Source organism: Arthrobacter echini (assembly GCF_004803505.1).
Taxonomy (GTDB): domain Bacteria; phylum Actinomycetota; class Actinomycetes; order Actinomycetales; family Micrococcaceae; genus Arthrobacter_D; species Arthrobacter_D echini.
Map to the genome: position 1 here is coordinate 124,928 of NZ_SSWH01000004.1, position 16,540 is coordinate 141,467.

A 16,540-nucleotide genomic window follows, 5' to 3' on the forward strand; every position below is an offset into this window, starting at 1 on the left:
CTTCGGTCCTCTCGAGGCTCCTGGCGCTACTTCGCCTCGACGAGCTTCATCGAGATGGAGTTGATGCAGAAACGCTGGTCCGTCGGGGTGTCGAAGCCCTCGCCCTTGAAGAGGTGCCCGAGGTGGGAGTCGCAGCGTGCGCAGCGCACCTCGATACGCTCCATGCCGAGCGAACGGTCGTGGAGGTAGCGGACCTTGTCCTCCGCCAGCGGGGCCCAGAAGGAAGGCCAGCCGCAGTGCGAGTCGAACTTCTCGTTGCTGGTGAACAGCTCAGCACCGCACGCGCGGCACTCGTAGGTCCCGGCGGTCTTCTCGTCGTAGTACTCGCCCGTGTAGGGGCGTTCTGTCCCGGCCTTGCGCAGCACCTGGAACTCCTGCGGCGATAGCTCCTCACGCCACTCGTCGTCGGACTTCTGGATCTGCGGCCGGTAGGTTTCTGATTCTGTAGTCATACCTTCTACAACGCCTACGAGTCCCCGATAAATCCCGTTCCCGAGTAGACGTGGAGCACTGCTATGCCGAGCTTGTCCTGGGCCTGGTTCGCCCAGTCCGTGTGGAACGTGTCGGCGAGGGCATGGGGGCGGGTGATGACCATGGCCTGCACCGGCGACCTGCCGTTCGCCTCGTCGACGAGGGCATCGACAGGGTCACCGGTCGTCGTGCGGCCTGTCGCCGAGAAGCCCTCGGTGGAGAGCAGGTGCAGGGATTCCTCGAGGGCCGTGCGTGCATCCACTCTGTCCTGACGGCGATCGTCCGCTGAGAACGACCGGAACGCCTCACCGACCTCGAGCAGGCCGAGGTGGCGGAAGAACTGCCCGAGGACCGACTCGTCGCGCTCCTCGGGGATCAGGACCATCACCTCGGCAGGGTCGTCTCCCTGCAGGGTCTGCAGGTTGAGGAGATCGGGGTGTGTCAAGGCTTCCTCGGTGAGTACAAGGATCGTTTGGGTCATGGCGCCACTGTACTGCGGGAATGTTGCGTGAATCGACGGCGCTGGGCGGGCAGGGTAGAAAGGGAGCTATGGCATCGAAGACGTCCGCGGCGGTAACGCCGAGCGGCACCGCTCCCTGGCTGAAGTGGACTGCGGTGGGGGTGGGCGCCGGGGCTGCACTCGCGTCGTCCATGGCCGGGGTCGTCTCCGGCATGGCCCTGTATTTCGCGCGTCAGATCGTCACTCCCGCGCGGAACCGCGACGAGAACCTCGACATCCTCGCCGTCGTCGGCTCCGCCGGTCAGCAGAGCGTGATCCTGCCCGCCACCGAGGACACGACGGTCGAGGGCACCTACAGTCTGTACTTCCAGCGTGGAGCGGGACACGCTCGCATCGGCGACATCCGCTCCTATGTTCCGCGCGAGGGAACCGTCGAACGCGACGTCGAGAAGATCTATGCAGGGAACCTGGGTGCCGCGACGCGCGGCTGGTGGGGAGGTGCCGTGTACCCGTCGCCGGGCGCCATGGGCCTGGCGGAGGAGGAGGTACGTATTCCCGTCGAGGGAGGGACTGCTCCGGCCTGGCTGGTGCGCGCCGATGCTCCCGCGCAGACCTGGGCGATCATGGTGCACGGCCGCGGGGCGACCCGGGCGGAGGCTCTGCGTGCGCTCTGGCCGGCGCGCCGGCTCGGACTGACGAGCCTGGTCATCTCCTACCGCAATGACGGTGAGGCGCCGTCCGCGCCGGACGGCCGGTACGGGCTGGGGATGACCGAGTGGCACGACGTCGACGCCGCCATCGATTTCGCGGTCTCCCACGGAGCGCGCGACGTCGTGCTCTTCGGCTGGTCCATGGGCGGTGCCATCGCCCTGCAGACAGCTGACCTCTCACGCCACCGGCGTCGGATCAGTGCCCTGGTGCTCGATGGACCGGTGATCAACTGGATCGAGGTCCTTGCGCATCACGCAGCGCTGAACCGGATCCCGGCGCCCGTCGGCCGGTTGGGACAGTACCTGCTCGCGAGCCGACGGGCGCGGAAGATCACCGGGCTCGCCGCACCGCTGGATCTGCGCAGCATGGACTGGATCGCCCGGGCGGAGCAGCTCACTCTGCCCACGCTCATCCTGCACAGCGAGGACGACGAGTTCGTGCCCATCGGTCCCTCGGCTGCGCTCGCCGCGAAGAACCCGGCCTTCGTCACGCTCGAACGCTTCCACCGGGCACGCCATACCAAGGAGTGGAACGTCGATCCGCAGCACTGGGAGTCCGTCGTCGAGCGGTGGCTCCACGCCCACCTGTACGGACGGGCGCTGCCGGGCGGCAAGGTGCCCGGGCAGAGCAGCGCTACCGGGCGTCCCTGATCTTCCGCTTGATCCGGCCGAGCATCGCGCTCATGCCACGCATGCGCAGGGGAGTTATGGCCCGGGTCAGGCCGAGCCGGTCGGGCACGTCGTCGGGTACCGCGAGGAGATCTGCAGCCGGAAGACCGTCCAGTCCTTCGAGCAGGACGCCGGCGAAACCACGCGTGGTGGGAGCCTCCGGCGGGGCGGAGAAGAACAGGTGCACGAGGCGTTCGGGCGCCTCTCCGATCTCCATGGTCAGGAAGAGCGGACTCTGGCATTCCACGACCCGCTCCAGCAGTTCGGGATGATCGTTGTAGCGCTCCGGCAGATCGGGGAGTTCCCGCGAGAAGTCCAACAGTAGCTGGAGCCGGTCCTGCTCCGTCAGTTCCTGGAACTCGTCGATGATCTCGGCGAGCTTGGACGGGATGGCCTCGGTGGTCATCGGGTGGTCCTGGGGGGCAGTGCCGGTGCTTCGCCGGGTTCGGTACCCTTCACGATCGGTACGCGGACGGCGTTGCCCCATTCGGTCCAGGATCCGTCGTAGTTACGGACATTCTCGAAGCCGAGCAGATAGGTGAGGACGAACCAGGTATGGCTGGAACGCTCGCCGATACGGCAGTAGGCGACGACGTCGTCCCCGTCCTTCAGGCCGGCCTCGTCGCGGTAGATCGCATCGAGTTCGGCGCGACTACGGAAGGTGCCGTCCTCGGCCGCGGCGCGGGCCCAGGGGACGGACTGCGCTGTGGGGATGTGGCCGCCGCGCAGCGCGCCCTCCTCCGGGTACGCGGGCATGGTGGTGCGCGCACCGGTGTACTCGTCACCGGAGCGGACATCGATCAGCGGCTTGCCGAAGTGCTCTAGCACGTCGTCGAGATAGGCGCGGATGGGAGCGTCCTGGCGCTCCACGACCGGGTACTCGCTGGCCGCGATCTCCGGACGGTCCGTGGTGATCGGCCTGCCCTCGGCGATCCACTTGTCGCGTCCGCCGTCGAGCAGCCGGACGTCCTCGTGACCGAAGAGTGTGAAGACCCAGAGCGCGTAGGCTGCCCACCAGTTGCTCTTGTCGCCGTAGATGACCACGGTGGAGTCGCGGGAGATGCCCTTGGACGCCATGAGGCGGGAGAAGCCCTCGCCGTCGATGTAGTCGCGGGTCACCTCGTCGTTGAGTTCGGTGTGCCAGTCGATCTTGACGGCCCCGGGGACATGTCCCGTTTCGTACAGCAGGACGTCCTCATCGGATTCGACGACGACGAGGCCGTCCGCCCCGAGATTGGCGGCGAGCCACTCGGTGGAGACGAGCCGTTCCGGATGGGCGTACTCGACGAACTTGTCCTGCGTGTCTGGAGCCAGGGTCATGGGGGCCTCTCGCGTAGCTGTCGGTATGGTGCTGCCTTCTCTGTCCAGCGTAACGACGCGGTAGCGCGATTGCTTCCGTGGACGTCTCGTTCGTGGCGGCACTGCAGGCTGCCCGAGCCGCCGAGATCAGGGAACAGCCGGCTCCGTTCGGTCGGACGAGACAGAGATGCACGAGCGGATTCTCAGGGCGCGCAGTCGACAGCGATCGCAAGAGCCGCGCCGATCTCGCGCATCCGGACGTCGGCCACGCGACCCAGGCGTTCGACGAGGACTGCAACCGAAACGCTCTCGATCGAGTCGAGATTCACGACCGACCGCAGCGGTATCGGGTCGGCGCCGGGCTCGAGAAGAACTTCGCTCGGTAGGTTCCGAATGGTGGTGGTGCACGGAGCGACGAGCGCGCGGCGATGGCGGGGGATGACGGCGTCGCGGGACAGGATGACGACCGGCCGGCGCCCGATTTCCGCCATCTCGCACCACCACACCTCCCCCCGAGCGGGGAGGTCGGTCACGAGCGCGCAACTGCTCGTCCGAACGAGGCCAGGTCCCCCCACTCGTCGGGTTCGTCGAGTGGATGCGTGTCGTACGCGCCGTAACTGGCGTCCACTTCGGCGGCACGATGGCGAGCCAGCAACGCACCCAAGGCCTCGTCCATGAGGGCGGAATCCGGCTTTTTCGATGCTTTACGTGCGTCATCGAGGAGACGAGCGTCGACGGTGGTACTCAGACGTGTGCGATTCATGCCACGATCATGCCATGCATCGGAGGCCAGGAAGGGCTGAGATCGATACCAAGCGTGTGCGCGATCCTGCGGATGCAGAGCCAGGATTACGCTCCCGAGTCCTGATTCGAACGATTCTGCCCGTGCCCGAACCGCGGTACTGAAGCGATCGACCCCACATCGAGCGCGTCTGCGACGCCGGCGGATTCGTCGCGGATCATGAAGCGCCGGTTCGTCGGACAACCTCAGAAGGTATACAGTTTCGGCACCTGTAGGCCGACTCACGGCAGCAGGTGTCGGAGGGGTGAGAACCCCCACTATTCGAGGAACGAGGACAGAGCCATGGCAGGAACAATACTGATCACCGGAGCCGGTACAGGCTTCGGCAAAGAGGCGGCATTGCGGCTGGCGGCACAGGGGGAGCAGGTCATCGCAGGGGTCGAGATCATCGCCCAGGTGACCGAACTACGCAACGAAGCACGGCAGCGAGGTGTGGACCTCCGGGTCGAGAAGCTGGACGTGACCGATGCCGCCGATAGGACCAAGGCCTGGGCCTGGGACGTGGAGGTGCTGCTCAACAACGCCGCGGTCGCCGAGGGGGGAGCGGTCGTCGATCTTCCCGAGGAGCAGTTGCGCCGGCAGTTCGAGGTCAACGTGTTCGGGACCATGCTGCTCACGCAGGGTTTCGCTCGAGCGATGGCCGCCAAGCGCAGCGGCAAGATCGTGTTCCTCTCGTCGACCGCAGGGCTGATCACCGACGCGTTCACCGGTGCGTACTCGGCGTCCAAGCATGCGCTCGAGGCCTTCGCCGACGCCCTGCACCAGGAACTCGCCGAATTCGGCGTTGCCGTCGCCACCATCAACCCGGGCCCGTACCTGACCGGGTTCAACGACACGGCGATGGAGCGGTGGAAGGAATGGCGTGATGATCCGTCGCGGCGCCTGTTCGACTATTCCAAGCTGGCCTTCCCGCGCGAGCAGTTCGACCCCGAACCGGTGTTCGAGGTCACGGTCGCCGTGCTGAACGGGGAGAACACCCGCTACCGGAACGTGGTTCCCGACGACATGGTGAGTGCGATCCGCGAGCAGCTGGATTCGAAGTGGGAGCGTGAGCAGAACGACGGCTCGACAGGCTCGCGCAGCGAACTGGTCGAGAAGGCGTACGACATCGCCCCAGCGACGCCGGCCGACTGATTCCTCCTTCATCTCTCGACCGACGAACACCTTTCCAGGAGGGGTGGCATGTTCAGCGGTCGAGAGACAAGGACTTCTGCAAGAATATTCTGCTGCGCCGCGCTGAGATGTTCCAGAAGCTCTCGTTCTGAATTCACATGGGCGGGAAGAACACGATCCACGGTTTCGCGGCCCTTCTCGGTGAGGTGGACCGGTTCCCACCGTCCGTCGACGCGGCTGGGTCTGCGTTCGATCAATCCATCGGCCTTGAGCTTGTTCAAGCGCTGCGCGATCGTCGCTCGTGGCTGAGTGAGAAGGCGCACGAGCGGCCAGGAAGATGCCCCGATTCCCCGCAGCGCCCGCCGGCTCGCCGCCTGATGGAGAACCCCATGGGCCGCCCTCCGTCGACCCAGTGATCTCACTGCACGGATGAGTCACCGTATCCCGTGGCGATGCTGAACGGATGGGCGGCGCGTAGTGTGAGTAGATGACTACCTATTCATTGACCAATCCTGCCACCGGCGAGACCGAGCAGGAATTCGCTCAGATCTCCGACGCCGAGGTTGCCGGAGTCATCGATCGCTCGGACCGTGCCGCGTCCGAATGGCGCAATGTTCCGGTGGAAGAACGCGCTCGACTGCTGTCGCGGGTCGCGGACGCCTACGACTCCCGCAAGGAGGAACTGGGTGAGCTGATCTCACGCGAGATGGGCAAGCCTCTTGCGGAAGCGGTTGGCGAAGCCGAACTGGCCGGCGCGATCTACCGCTGGTACGCCGAGAACGGGCCGAAGCTGCTCGAGCCGGAAGTGCTCGATCCCCAGGGCTCGGACGAATCCGTGACCCAGACCGAGGCGGTCGGCCCGCTGATCGGGGTGATGCCGTGGAATTTCCCCTACTACCAGGTGGCGCGATTCGCGGGACCCAATCTGATGGCGGGGAACACCATCATGCTGAAGCACGCTCCCATCTGCGCTGCGTCCTCAGAAGTGATGGCCGAGATCATGCACACCGCTGGCATTCCGGAGGATGTCTACATCAATATCTTCGCCGGCAACGACCAGATCGCCGACATGATCGCCGACCCCCGGGTCCACGGCATTTCCCTCACCGGCAGTGAGCGGGCCGGCGCTGCGGTTGCCGAGACGGCGGGAAAGAACCTCAAGAAGGTCGTGCTGGAACTGGGCGGATCCGATGCGCTGATCGTCCTCGACGACGGAGAAGTGCAGAAGACCGCAGAGATCGCAGCGCAGGCGCGGCTGTCCAACGCCGGACAGGCCTGCAACTCGCCCAAGCGGATGATCGTGCCCAACTCGGAGTTCGACGCGTTCCTCTCCACCGTCGTCTCGGTGTTCGAGAACGCCCGGGTCGGGGATCCAACGGAATCGGGCACGCAGGTCGGCCCGCTGTCGTCGGTGGAGGCCCGCGACAAGGTCGTGGCCCAGGTGCAGCGTGCCGTCGAACAGGGTGCCACCCTCCACGTCGGCGGCCAGGCCGGCGAGGGTGACGGAGCCTTCATGCAGCCTGCTGTACTCAGCGGTGTCACCAAGGACATGGACGCGTACTCGGAGGAGATCTTCGGCCCCGTCGCCGTCGTCTACGGCGTCGATTCGACGGACGAGGCCGTGAGCCTTGCCAATGACGTCGATTTCGGCCTGAGCGGTTCGGTGTGGAGCACCGATATCGCCCGGGCACAGGAGGTCGCCGATCAGCTCGACGTCGGCATGGCCTACGTCAACGAGCACGGCACCACGCTTCCCGGGCTGCCCTTCGGCGGTGTGAAGAGGTCCGGCTTCGGTCGGGAACTCGGTCGCTGGGGCATGGGCGAATTCGTCAACACCCGGCTGCGCCGGACCTCACACACCAAGAAGTAGAGGAACGGACCTCGGTCGGTCCAGGTACGCGACGACGCACCGACCTCGAGCGCCTCGGCACGCCGGTTCAACCGAATCGGTAGGCCGAGGCGCTCGCCGTGTCGGCCCGTGCGCCGGACGCCGTGTCATGGCTGGCTCCGGTCCAGGATCCCCTGGCGCTTCACAGGTCCCGCTTCAGGCGACTTTCCGGGCACGCGCATGCAGGTCCCGCATCACCTGCTCGTACTCCGGGAACGGGCCGTACGTCCGGACTCCGGGGGCGACGGCGGTGACCGGTAGCGGAGTGAAGGCCGGGAGCTCCTGCTTCCATTCCCGCAACCAGGTGAAAAGCTGATCGGTGCTGGACGCGAAGACGATCGGCCCGAGGCCCACGAGGGCGTGCGCTGCACTGCACATGGGACAGTGTTCACCGGAAGTGTAGACACTCGCGCTGGCCCGTTCCTCTGCGCTCAACGAGGCGACGGCCCACTGCGTGATGTCGAACTCGGGATGACGAGTCGAATTTCCTCCACCGACCCGGTTGCGGGACTCGTGGAGAATCTCCCCGGCGGAATTCACGATCACCGACCCGAACGGTTCGTCGCCGGCGTCGAGCGCCTCCGCAGCAAGCTCCACACAGCGTCGAAGAATCGGGGGATGGATCTGCACGGTGAGCTCCTGACGTCGAGGACCTCAATCTAGTGCACTGCACGGCAGGTGAAGAGGACGCCCTGTGGACGCGGGTGGGGTTGACTGGAGTCATGCCTACAGTCACCGGAATCAATCACCTCGCCCTGACCGTCAGCAATCTGGAGCTCAGCACCGACTTCTATCAGCGTGTCCTGGGCTTTCCGCCGTCGGGCGAACTGTCCGGAGAGAATCTCGAGCGGCGCCTGTTCACCCTGCCGGACGGAACGAATCTCGGCCTCACTCAGCACACGCGTCCCAGCGGGGCGTCCTTCTCGCCGTTCACGCCAGGACTGGATCATCTGGGCCTGGGCGTGGACACGCGGCAGGACCTCCAATCGTGGGCCGAGCACCTCAGCACGCTCGGCGTCGAGCACAGCGGTCTCGTGGACGCATCCTATGGAACAGCGCTGAGTTTCAAGGATCCCGACGGAACGGCCCTGGAGTTCTTCACGAGCAACTCCTCACCGCGAGCGTGACGCGCTTCACATAAGACCGTCGCAGCCGATTTCGCAGCTTTCGAACGGCTTTGGTGCCGTAGTCTTGCCTAGCGATGCGGCCGCCCCGGGCGCACACCGAACCCCTGCAGGCGAGAGAAAGCAGCAAGATCCGTGCCATCCATCGAACACCTGACAGAGCGCGCACCGAAGGTTTCCGTGGACGAACTGCTGAGGGGGTTCTACCCGTCACCGCGCTTCGGGGATGTCTCCTTCGACAGCTACCGCCCTGATCCTCAGCAGCCCTCACAGTCGGCGGCCGTGGTGAAGCTGCGAGAGTTCGCCACGTCCGTCGACGAGCCCAGGCCGTCGGGTCTGCGCAAGCTGTTCGGCGGCGGCAAACAGGATCCGACGAGGGCCGGCATCTACCTCGATGGTGGGTTCGGCGTGGGCAAGACCCACCTGCTCGCCTCCCTCTGGCACGCATCCTCGGGGCAGAAGGCCTTCGGAACCTTCGTCGAGTACACCAATCTGGTGGGCGCCCTCACCTTCCGCAAGACCGTCGATGCCCTGAGCACGTACAGCCTGGTCTGCATCGACGAGTTCGAGCTCGACGATCCCGGCGACACGGTGCTCATGTCACGTCTGATGCGTGAACTCGCCGACGCCGGTGTCAAACTCGCCGCCACCTCGAACACCCTGCCGGGCTCGCTCGGCGACGGCAGGTTCGCCGCCGAGGACTTCCAGCGCGAGATCCAGGTGCTCGCGGACCAGTTCGAGGTCGTCAGGATCGACGGCGAGGACTACCGTCATCGCGGACTGCCCGAGGCCCCCGAGCCGCTCGATGAAGCCTCCCTCCGGGAGCGCATCGCAACCTACCCGGCGGGTGTGGTCGCGGAGGACGACTTCGCCGAACTGGTGCAGCACCTTGCGAGCGTGCATCCGAGTCGGTACCGCCAGTTGCTCGACGGCGTCGACGCGGTCGCGTGGCACGACGTGAAGACCATCACGGAGCAGTCCGTCGCCCTGCGCTTCGTGGTTCTCGCCGATCGCCTCTACGATCGCGACGTGCCGATCATGGCCAGTGGTACCACCTTCGATCATCTGTTCACGGACGAGATGATGAGTGGGGGATATCTGAAGAAGTACTACAGGGCGGTGTCCCGCCTGACCGCGCTCGCACGCCAGGGGAGCGACGTCGCTCGCTAGTTCTCGCGGCGGTTTCTCGGTACCGATGGGGGAGCCGAACATAAGAAGAGCCGGTGCCGCCTCTCGGCGGGACCGGCGCTTCCTTATTGCCAGGCTGGGAATCACACGGCCGGCGGAGGAGGGCTTACGTCGCCCTTGCCGTTCTTCTTGTCGATCCTGTCGACCATCTCCGAAGCCTTGTTCTGTGCTCCGTCGATTCGGTGCGAGTACTTGCCGTCGGTCTTGCTGTCGACGAAGTCGCCAGCCTTACCGAGGCCGTCCTTCACCTTGTCGGAATTCTCGCCAACGAGATCGGTCGCCTTACCCGCGAGGGTGCCGGCCTTGTCCTTGAGCCCGTCCAATAAACCCACGGACACCTCCTTTCGGTGATGGAGACGCACATCCGTCTCCGTTGCCGCCATCCTAGGCCAGGAAGCGGAAAATGTCCTGTGAGCCGCAGTCGTGCCCTGATCCCGGCCAACGAAAAAGCGCCCCCGAAGGGGCGCCGTGGTGGGCGATACTGGGATCGAACCAGTGACCTCTTCCGTGTCAGGGAAGCGCGCTACCGCTGCGCCAATCGCCCATCTGCATGGTGCTCGTACCGTGCGAGGTGGGGACGGGATTCGAACCCGCGTATACGGCTTTGCAGGCCGCTGCCTCGCCTCTCGGCCACCCCACCATGACCGAATCGCTTCGGTGACCGGATACTTCCGACCCAACGGTGACTTGCGAGCGGACGACGGGATTCGAACCCGCGACATCCACCTTGGCAAGGTGGTGCTCTAGCCAGCTGAGCTACGTCCGCAGAAGGAAATCAGTACTCAAAGAGCCGCTCGACGCTGCGCATTCTGCGGTCTTTCTTCGCTTTCCAACGAGAGGAAACACTATAGGACGCCAGGAGGTTCGTCCAATCCTCCAGTGACGCCTGCAGCGGCTGGTCGAGCGCGAGCGCGGGTCCGGGCGAGGCACCTGTCAGAGGGATCTGGGACAGTGGAACCATGACAGCTCCCCTCCTCGCGCACGCGACGCCGCACGGCAGGATGTACGCCCGATCAACCTCGGCGCAGCCGTCGGTGCCTTCGATCACCACCGTGATATCGCAGCTGCCCAGCTCACTGGGCGGGTGGTTCGGCCACATGGCCGCCAGCGCGCTGTCGCGTGACCCACGCCTTCCCGGGGCGCTCGGCAAGCCGTCGGAACTGAGGGTGGCCGTGCGGGAGGCAGCAACAGCGGCCGAGCGCTATCGCGACGACGCTGCGCTGCGCGGCACCCGCGTGCACCACTACTGCGAGCAGGTGGCGCTGCGCGCCCTCGGGCGGCCGAACGAGCTCGACGCCGCCCGCCTCGCCCTCGAGGAGCACGACGAGGCGGGCTTCGCCCAGCGGTTCGACGAATGGTGGGAGCTCTACGACGTGAGGCCCGTGGAGGCCGAACTGACGGTCTGGAACACGGAGCTGGGTTACGCGGGCACACTCGATCTCGTGGCGACCATCGGCGGACGTACCTGTCTGATCGACTACAAGACCAAGAAGACGGATCGCGACGGTTTCGTGAAGGCGCTCGATGACAAGGTGGTCATGCAGCTCGTTGCCGGCATGAAGGCCGAGGAGTCCCTGGTGGACCCGGAGCAGGGCCAGTGGCGTCCGTGGGCTCACGGCGAGCAGCCCCTTCTCCTCGGTGTCGCCGTCGGCCAGACCGAGGTACGCGCCATGCGGGCCAACCCGGCAGTGCTGAAGCAGCACTGGATACGTTTCTGCGCACTGCGCCGTGCCTGGGAGGCAGGACTCCAGGCCGAGGAAGCCGGCCGTGCACTCCTGCCGATCGGCCCTCCGCCGCGAACCTCCCCCGGCGGGGACTCCGCGCCCTCGACGCTGTCCGCATAGGGGCCAGTCCACCGGTACGGCGAGGGCCGGGAGCACCGCCGCACTAGGATTGACGGGAACCTCGTAGCCCGAGCCTGCCGTGACCACATCCACCGTGCTGCGCTGCACATCCAGCAGCCAGCGTGACCGACGTGAGGAATGAAGAACCGATGTCCGTCCTGAGTATTCGCATGATCGGCGATCCGATCCTCCGCACACCGGCGGCCACGGTCACGGACTTCGGCCCGGAGCTGGCTCGGCTGGTCGAGGACATGACCGAGACGATGATCGATGTCCAGGGTGCTGGTCTTGCCGCGCCCCAGATCGGGGTGGGCCTGCAGGTCTTCACCTACCGGGTCGACGGCGCCGAAGGTCACGTGGTGAACCCCGTGCTGGAGACCGGGGGAGCATCGCAGGGCGAGTCCGACGTCGAAGGCTGTCTGTCCGTCCCGGGTGTCGGCAGCTATATCGACAGGACGGACTGGGCACGGGTGTCGGGGCTCGACATCTCGGGCAGCGAGATCGTGGTCGAGGGGACGGGCATGCTGGCACGTGCCCTGCAGCACGAGACCGATCACCTACGCGGGACGCTCTACATCGACCGGCTCGTGGGCGAGGACCGGAGGAACGCGATGCGCGCCATCCGGCGTTCCGACTACAACACGGTGACCTCCCGCACGGCGGCCGAACGCTCCCGCACACTCGGCTCGAGCTTCGTCCAGGGCGCGCCGCCGGTGCCGCCGGCACAGCGCGAGGAAACGACGAGATCCAGGGCGAGCCGATGAGGGTCCTTTTCGCGGGAACGCCGGAGGTCGCCGTGCCGTCCCTCCGCGCGCTCGTCGATGCGGGACTCGACGTCGCCGCCGTCCTGACGCGCGTCGATGCGCCGGTCGGGCGGCGCAGGGTCCTGACGCCGAGTGCCGTCGCCACGGCCGCCGACGAACTCGGGCTGCCCGTGCTGAAGGCGAATCGCTTTACGCCGGAACTCATCGCGGAGCTGGAGACCCTCGAACTCGACGCCGCGGCCATCGTCGCCTACGGCGGGATCGTCCCGCCGGCTGCGCTCGCCCTGCCCCGGCACGGCTGGGTGAACCTGCATTTCTCGCTGCTTCCCGCCTGGCGCGGCGCGGCGCCCGTACAGCACGCGGTGCTGGCAGGCGACGACGTGGTCGGCGCGACGACGTTCCTGCTCGAGAAGGGACTCGACACGGGGCCGGTCTTCGGCATGATGACCGAGCCCCTCGAGCCGTCCGCCACGAGCGGCGAGGTGCTCGAGAGCCTCTCGCGCAGCGGAGCCGTCCTGCTCGTGCAGACGCTGTCCGGGATCGAGGCAGGGCAACTCACACCCACGCCGCAGACGGGTGAGCCGACCGCGGCACCGAAGCTCACCATCGACGACGCCCGGATCGACTGGTCCCAACCTGCCGTCGGAGTGCGGCGGCGCATCAATGCCGTCACCCCCGAACCCGGTGCGTGGACGACCCTCGACGGTCAGCGCGTGAAGCTCGAGCCGGTGACGAGTGCCGGGACTGCGCAGGACGACGACGCCGTGCCTGCAGCGACGACCGACCAGGGCGGCGCACGCCGGGATGCACTGGCGCCGGGCACCGTGCGGGTCGACGGGACGCATGTGCTGGTGGGCACGGGCTCGGACCCGGTCGTCCTGGGACGCCTCCAGCCCGCGGGCAGGACGATGATGAACGCCCTGGACTGGGCACGAGGCGCAGCACTGCGCGGGGAGCTGGTGTTCGAATGACGGAAGGATCCGCCCGCGGATCGCGCGGCGACGGAGGACCGCGCGGGTCGGGGGAGCCGGGCAGGTCCACGGGCTCCGGAGGTCAGGGAGGTCAGGGAGGTCACCGACGTCGGGACGACCAGGGCCGCGAGCGCAATCGCGGCGGGCAGCGGAAGTTCTCCGGTGCCGCGCCGTCGCAGCGCACGCGCCGGGCGGACCCGGCGCGCCTCGTGGCCTTCGAGGTGCTGCGGGCGGTCGCGGCGGACGATGCCTACGCCAATCTCGTGCTGCCGGCCAGTATCCGCAAGCACCGCCTCGACCGCCGGGATGCGGCCTTCGCGACCGAACTGACCTACGGCGCACTGCGGGGGCAGGGAACGTACGACGCCGTTCTGGCCCGATGCGTCGACAGACCGCTCGACCAGCTGGACCCCGCAGTGCTGGACGCGCTGCGGATCGGGGTGCACCAGCTGCTCGGGATGCGCGTACCCGCGCACGCCGCTCTCGATCAGACCGTCGCTCTGGTGCGGGCCGTCATCGGCGCCGGTCCCTCGTCCCTCGTGAACGCCGTCCTCCGCAAGGTCAGCGCCCGCGACCTCCAGGGCTGGATCGACGTGCTCGTCGGGGGACTGACGGACCCGGTGCGGATCGCATCCCTGACCCACAGCCACCCCGAATGGATCGTCCGGGCTTTCCGCCAGGCCCTCGTGGCCCACGGACGCGACGTCTCCGAGCTCGAGGCCCTGCTGGCCGCCGACAACGCCGCGCCCATGGTGCACCTGGTGGCGCTTCCCGGTCTCGGGACGCTGGAGCAGGTGCTCGACGACGGCGCCGAGCCCGGGCGCGTTGCTCCTGATTCCGCCTACTACTCCGGCGGGGACATCAGCCGACTGCCCGGCATCGGCACGGGCACCATCCGTGTGCAGGACTCGGGCTCGCAACTGGTGGCGCGAGCCCTCGCCGCCGTCGAGCTGGGAACCGACGGACGGGACAGCGCTGACCGCCCGGAGCGCTGGCTCGATCTGTGCGCGGGACCGGGAGGGAAGAGCGCGCTGCTCTCGGCGCTCGGGCAGGATGCCGGGGTCCATCTCGTGGCGAACGAACCGGTTCCGCACCGCGCCCAGCTGGTGCGCCAGGCGCTTCGGCCCCTGCCGGAGGCTTCCTGGACGGTGCGGGTCGGTGACGGCCGAGAGGCGGGACGGAATGAACCGGAAGAATACGACCGCGTCCTCGTGGACGCACCGTGTACGGGTCTCGGTGCGCTGCGCCGTCGACCGGAAGCCCGCTGGCGCCGGCGGCCCGCGGATCTCGTGGAACTGGCACCCCTGCAGCGGGACCTGCTCACCGCAGCCCTCGACGCCGTTGCTCCGGGCGGCGTCGTCGCCTACGTCACGTGTTCCCCGCACCACGCCGAGACGGACGTGGTCGTGGACGACTGCCTGCGCGGGCGTCCGGAGTTCGAGCGCCTGGACGCGGGAGCGGCGCTCGACGCCGTGAGTATCGGCGGCGCACTGGACGCCGGCCATGGGGCCAGCGCACAGCTCTGGCCGCACATCCACGGCACCGACGCGATGTACCTCGCCCTGCTCCGGAAGACCGCCTGATGGTGCCGGGGAGACTGCCGGAGGATTTCGCGGCCCAACGGAAGGAACGATCATGACCCAGATCAACCCGAGCATCCTCTCGGCCGATTTCGCCAACCTGGAGGCGGAACTGCAGCGCATCGGCTCAGCAGACGCCGTGCACGTGGACGTCATGGACAATCACTTCGTACCGAATCTGACCCTCGGGCTTCCCGTGGTCCAGCGGATCCGCGAGGTCACCCCTCTGCCACTGGACATCCACCTCATGATCGAGGACCCGGACCGCTGGGCGCCGCAGTACGCCGAGGCCGGGGCGGCATCCGTGACCTTCCACGCGGAAGCGGCCACCGCACCGGTGAAGCTGGCCCGCGAACTGCGTGACGCCGGTGCCCGGGCCGCCATGGCACTGCGGCCCGCCACACCCGTGGAGCCCTATCTCGACATGCTGGCCGAGCTCGACATGCTGCTCGTGATGACCGTGGAACCCGGTTTCGGCGGACAGAGCTTCCTGGACCTCACCCTGCCGAAGATCCGCAGGGCTGCGGACGCCATCCGGGGAGGAGGTCTTCCCCTGGTCATCCAGGTGGACGGCGGCATCACCGCCGAGACCATCGAGCGTGCCGCGGATGCAGGCGCCACGGTGTTCGTCGCAGGCTCCTCCGTGTATGGGGCCGACGACGCCGCAGCCGCCATCGCGGCACTGCGCACGGCCGCCTCACGCTGATGCTTCCGCTGGAGGTTGTTCGGTCCGCCGCCTGGACGGCGAGGATCAGCTCTCGCCGGCGCAGAGATGCCGGCACAAGCAGAGATGCCGGAACACTCAGTCGGTGCGAGCTCGCCGGCGTGGATCAGCCGGCCTCTGGAGGGTCCGTCACGGTGATCCGGATCGAGAGCGCTGCTTTGGCGGCTTCCTCGAGCACGGCGAAGCGGGGATCGGGAACCGTCAGGAACGGTGTCTGCGGCAGGCCCGCCCACGGCTTCAGCACCGGTTCCGCCAGCGCCAGGGTGGTCAGCGTCCTGTCCCCGCCGAGCTGAAGGCAGGACGGCGGTTCCGCGACGAAGAGGGCGGCTGCACGGACCGCGGTCTCCTCCACCAGAGAAGCGGCCTGGTTGGCACGCCGACGGGCGAACCGCTGTTGGGACCATCCCCCGGCGGCGGTTCTGCCCTGGACGTAGCGCGTGCCGGTCTTGGAGGACACGACCCGTCCGTCCCGTGCGACGCCGACGGAGTAGCCACCGCGGCGGAGCAGGAGCAGGCCGACGGGGATTCTCGTGTCGACAGCACCGAGCATCGCCGCGATCGGCCCGGACCCGGCGTCGCCTGCGGCCGGCTGCCGGTCGGCACCAGGCGGTCCGGGAGGCGGTGTGGGTGCTGTGCAGGGACCACCTGAAGGTGGTTCGGGCGCTGCGTCCCGGCCGTCCGGAAGCGGGTCCGCGGGAACGACGTCGAGCCCGCGTGGAAGCGGCGGAGTCAGGACGGCCGTACACCCGTTCGACGCGACGATCCGCAGCGAGTCCGCGGACCCCCCGGTGTCCGGGCCCACCGTGTACATGCCGTTGCGGGCCCGGAACCGGCTGAGCCAGCCCTCGAGGCGGTGGGCTTCGACGAGGACCGATCTGGTCGGGGACATGGCGTGTCCTTCATGGTCGGGAATGGGGCGCGACGTGCAGTCGG

General features: G+C 67.4%; 20 protein-coding genes and 3 tRNA genes. 10 read left to right on the forward strand and 13 right to left on the reverse strand.

Annotated elements, in window-relative coordinates:
- Nucleotides 1-26: 26 nt before the first annotated feature.
- Nucleotides 27-452, reverse strand: coding sequence for a peptide-methionine (R)-S-oxide reductase MsrB (gene msrB / locus E8P82_RS06160; RefSeq protein ID WP_136453618.1), 426 nt, complete (start codon nt 450-452; stop codon nt 27-29).
- Nucleotides 453-466: 14 nt separating this feature from the next.
- Nucleotides 467-952 (reverse strand): hypothetical protein, encoded by a 486-nt coding sequence (locus E8P82_RS06165; RefSeq protein ID WP_136453619.1) that lies wholly within the window; start codon nt 950-952, stop codon nt 467-469.
- A 68-nt stretch (nt 953-1,020) separates the two neighbouring features.
- Between E8P82_RS06165 and E8P82_RS06170 the strand changes: the two genes are divergently transcribed.
- On the forward strand, nt 1,021-2,292 hold the full coding sequence (locus tag E8P82_RS06170) for an alpha/beta hydrolase family protein (RefSeq protein WP_136453620.1): 1,272 nt from the start codon (nt 1,021-1,023) through the stop codon (nt 2,290-2,292).
- Here the strand turns inward: E8P82_RS06170 and E8P82_RS06175 are convergent.
- From E8P82_RS06175 to E8P82_RS06190, 4 genes are all read right to left on the reverse strand, one after another.
- Nucleotides 2,276-2,716, reverse strand: a complete 441-nt coding sequence (locus E8P82_RS06175) for a SufE family protein (RefSeq protein ID WP_136453621.1) — start codon at nt 2,714-2,716, stop codon at nt 2,276-2,278. The two genes, E8P82_RS06170 and E8P82_RS06175, sit on opposite strands and share 17 nt — an antisense overlap.
- Nucleotides 2,713-3,630, reverse strand: coding sequence for a sulfurtransferase (locus E8P82_RS06180; protein WP_136453622.1), 918 nt, complete (start codon nt 3,628-3,630; stop codon nt 2,713-2,715). Before E8P82_RS06180 ends, E8P82_RS06175 begins: the two co-directional genes overlap by 4 nt.
- Before the next feature lie 182 nt (nt 3,631-3,812).
- The gene (locus tag E8P82_RS06185; RefSeq protein ID WP_342773230.1) at nt 3,813-4,184 is read right to left on the reverse strand and encodes a type II toxin-antitoxin system PemK/MazF family toxin; all 372 of its coding nucleotides are present in this window, start codon (nt 4,182-4,184) and stop codon (nt 3,813-3,815) included.
- Nucleotides 4,139-4,372: a DUF2191 domain-containing protein gene (locus tag E8P82_RS06190; RefSeq protein WP_136453624.1), complete on the reverse strand. Its 234-nt coding sequence runs from the start codon at nt 4,370-4,372 to the stop codon at nt 4,139-4,141. The genes E8P82_RS06185 and E8P82_RS06190 overlap by 46 nt, the downstream gene beginning before the upstream one ends.
- Nucleotides 4,373-4,693: 321 nt before the next feature.
- Between E8P82_RS06190 and E8P82_RS06195 the strand changes: the two genes are divergently transcribed.
- Complete coding sequence (locus tag E8P82_RS06195; RefSeq protein ID WP_136453625.1) at nt 4,694-5,545, forward strand: SDR family oxidoreductase; 852 nt, start codon at nt 4,694-4,696, stop codon at nt 5,543-5,545.
- A gap of 8 nt (nt 5,546-5,553) precedes the next feature.
- On the opposite strand, the gene E8P82_RS06200 is transcribed toward E8P82_RS06195, so the two are convergent.
- Nucleotides 5,554-5,805 (reverse strand): MarR family winged helix-turn-helix transcriptional regulator, encoded by a 252-nt coding sequence (locus E8P82_RS06200; RefSeq protein ID WP_136453626.1) that lies wholly within the window; start codon nt 5,803-5,805, stop codon nt 5,554-5,556.
- 206 nt (nt 5,806-6,011) lie between these two features.
- On the opposite strand from E8P82_RS06200, the gene E8P82_RS06205 reads away from it, so the two are divergent.
- Entirely contained in the window at nt 6,012-7,394 is a 1,383-nt protein-coding gene (locus E8P82_RS06205; protein WP_136453627.1) for an NAD-dependent succinate-semialdehyde dehydrogenase, read from the forward strand.
- Nucleotides 7,395-7,568: 174 nt separating this feature from the next.
- Here the strand turns inward: E8P82_RS06205 and E8P82_RS06210 are convergent, their stop codons facing one another.
- Entirely contained in the window at nt 7,569-8,042 is a 474-nt protein-coding gene (locus E8P82_RS06210; protein ID WP_136453628.1) for a nucleoside deaminase, read from the reverse strand.
- 92 nt (nt 8,043-8,134) lie between these two features.
- Between E8P82_RS06210 and E8P82_RS06215 the strand changes: the two genes are divergently transcribed.
- On the forward strand, nt 8,135-8,539 hold the full coding sequence (locus E8P82_RS06215; RefSeq protein WP_136453629.1) for a VOC family protein: 405 nt from the start codon (nt 8,135-8,137) through the stop codon (nt 8,537-8,539).
- A 132-nt stretch (nt 8,540-8,671) separates the two neighbouring features.
- Entirely contained in the window at nt 8,672-9,706 is a 1,035-nt protein-coding gene (gene zapE / locus E8P82_RS06220; RefSeq protein WP_136453630.1) for a cell division protein ZapE, read from the forward strand.
- 101 nt (nt 9,707-9,807) lie between these two features.
- Here the strand turns inward: zapE and E8P82_RS06225 are convergent, their stop codons facing one another.
- From E8P82_RS06225 to E8P82_RS06240, 4 genes are all read right to left on the reverse strand, one after another.
- A complete protein-coding gene (locus tag E8P82_RS06225) occupies nt 9,808-10,056 on the reverse strand; it encodes an antitoxin (protein ID WP_136453631.1) in 249 nt (82 codons plus the stop codon).
- A gap of 137 nt (nt 10,057-10,193) precedes the next feature.
- Nucleotides 10,194-10,268: transfer RNA gene (locus tag E8P82_RS06230), tRNA-Val, on the reverse strand.
- A gap of 25 nt (nt 10,269-10,293) precedes the next feature.
- A tRNA-Cys gene (locus E8P82_RS06235) sits at nt 10,294-10,364 on the reverse strand.
- Between the two features lie 52 nt (nt 10,365-10,416).
- A tRNA-Gly gene (locus tag E8P82_RS06240) sits at nt 10,417-10,490 on the reverse strand.
- A 193-nt stretch (nt 10,491-10,683) separates the two neighbouring features.
- On the opposite strand from E8P82_RS06240, the gene E8P82_RS06245 reads away from it, so the two are divergent.
- The 5 genes from E8P82_RS06245 (at nt 10,684) to rpe (ending at nt 15,589) form a co-directional block, all read left to right on the forward strand.
- Nucleotides 10,684-11,568, forward strand: coding sequence for a cytochrome (locus E8P82_RS06245; protein WP_136453632.1), 885 nt, complete (start codon nt 10,684-10,686; stop codon nt 11,566-11,568).
- Between the two features lie 149 nt (nt 11,569-11,717).
- Nucleotides 11,718-12,332 (forward strand): peptide deformylase, encoded by a 615-nt coding sequence (gene def, locus E8P82_RS06250; RefSeq protein ID WP_136453633.1) that lies wholly within the window; start codon nt 11,718-11,720, stop codon nt 12,330-12,332.
- Nucleotides 12,329-13,303 (forward strand): methionyl-tRNA formyltransferase, encoded by a 975-nt coding sequence (locus E8P82_RS06255; protein WP_136453634.1) that lies wholly within the window; start codon nt 12,329-12,331, stop codon nt 13,301-13,303. Before def ends, E8P82_RS06255 begins: the two co-directional genes overlap by 4 nt.
- A complete protein-coding gene (locus tag E8P82_RS06260) occupies nt 13,300-14,886 on the forward strand; it encodes an RsmB/NOP family class I SAM-dependent RNA methyltransferase (protein ID WP_136453635.1) in 1,587 nt (528 codons plus the stop codon). The genes E8P82_RS06255 and E8P82_RS06260 overlap by 4 nt, the downstream gene beginning before the upstream one ends.
- 52 nt (nt 14,887-14,938) lie before the next feature.
- On the forward strand, nt 14,939-15,589 hold the full coding sequence (gene rpe, locus E8P82_RS06265; RefSeq protein WP_136453636.1) for a ribulose-phosphate 3-epimerase: 651 nt from the start codon (nt 14,939-14,941) through the stop codon (nt 15,587-15,589).
- A 124-nt stretch (nt 15,590-15,713) separates the two neighbouring features.
- On the opposite strand, the gene E8P82_RS15260 is transcribed toward rpe, so the two are convergent.
- Entirely contained in the window at nt 15,714-16,496 is a 783-nt protein-coding gene (locus tag E8P82_RS15260; RefSeq protein WP_136453637.1) for an acVLRF1 family peptidyl-tRNA hydrolase, read from the reverse strand.
- Nucleotides 16,497-16,540 lie beyond the last annotated feature (44 nt).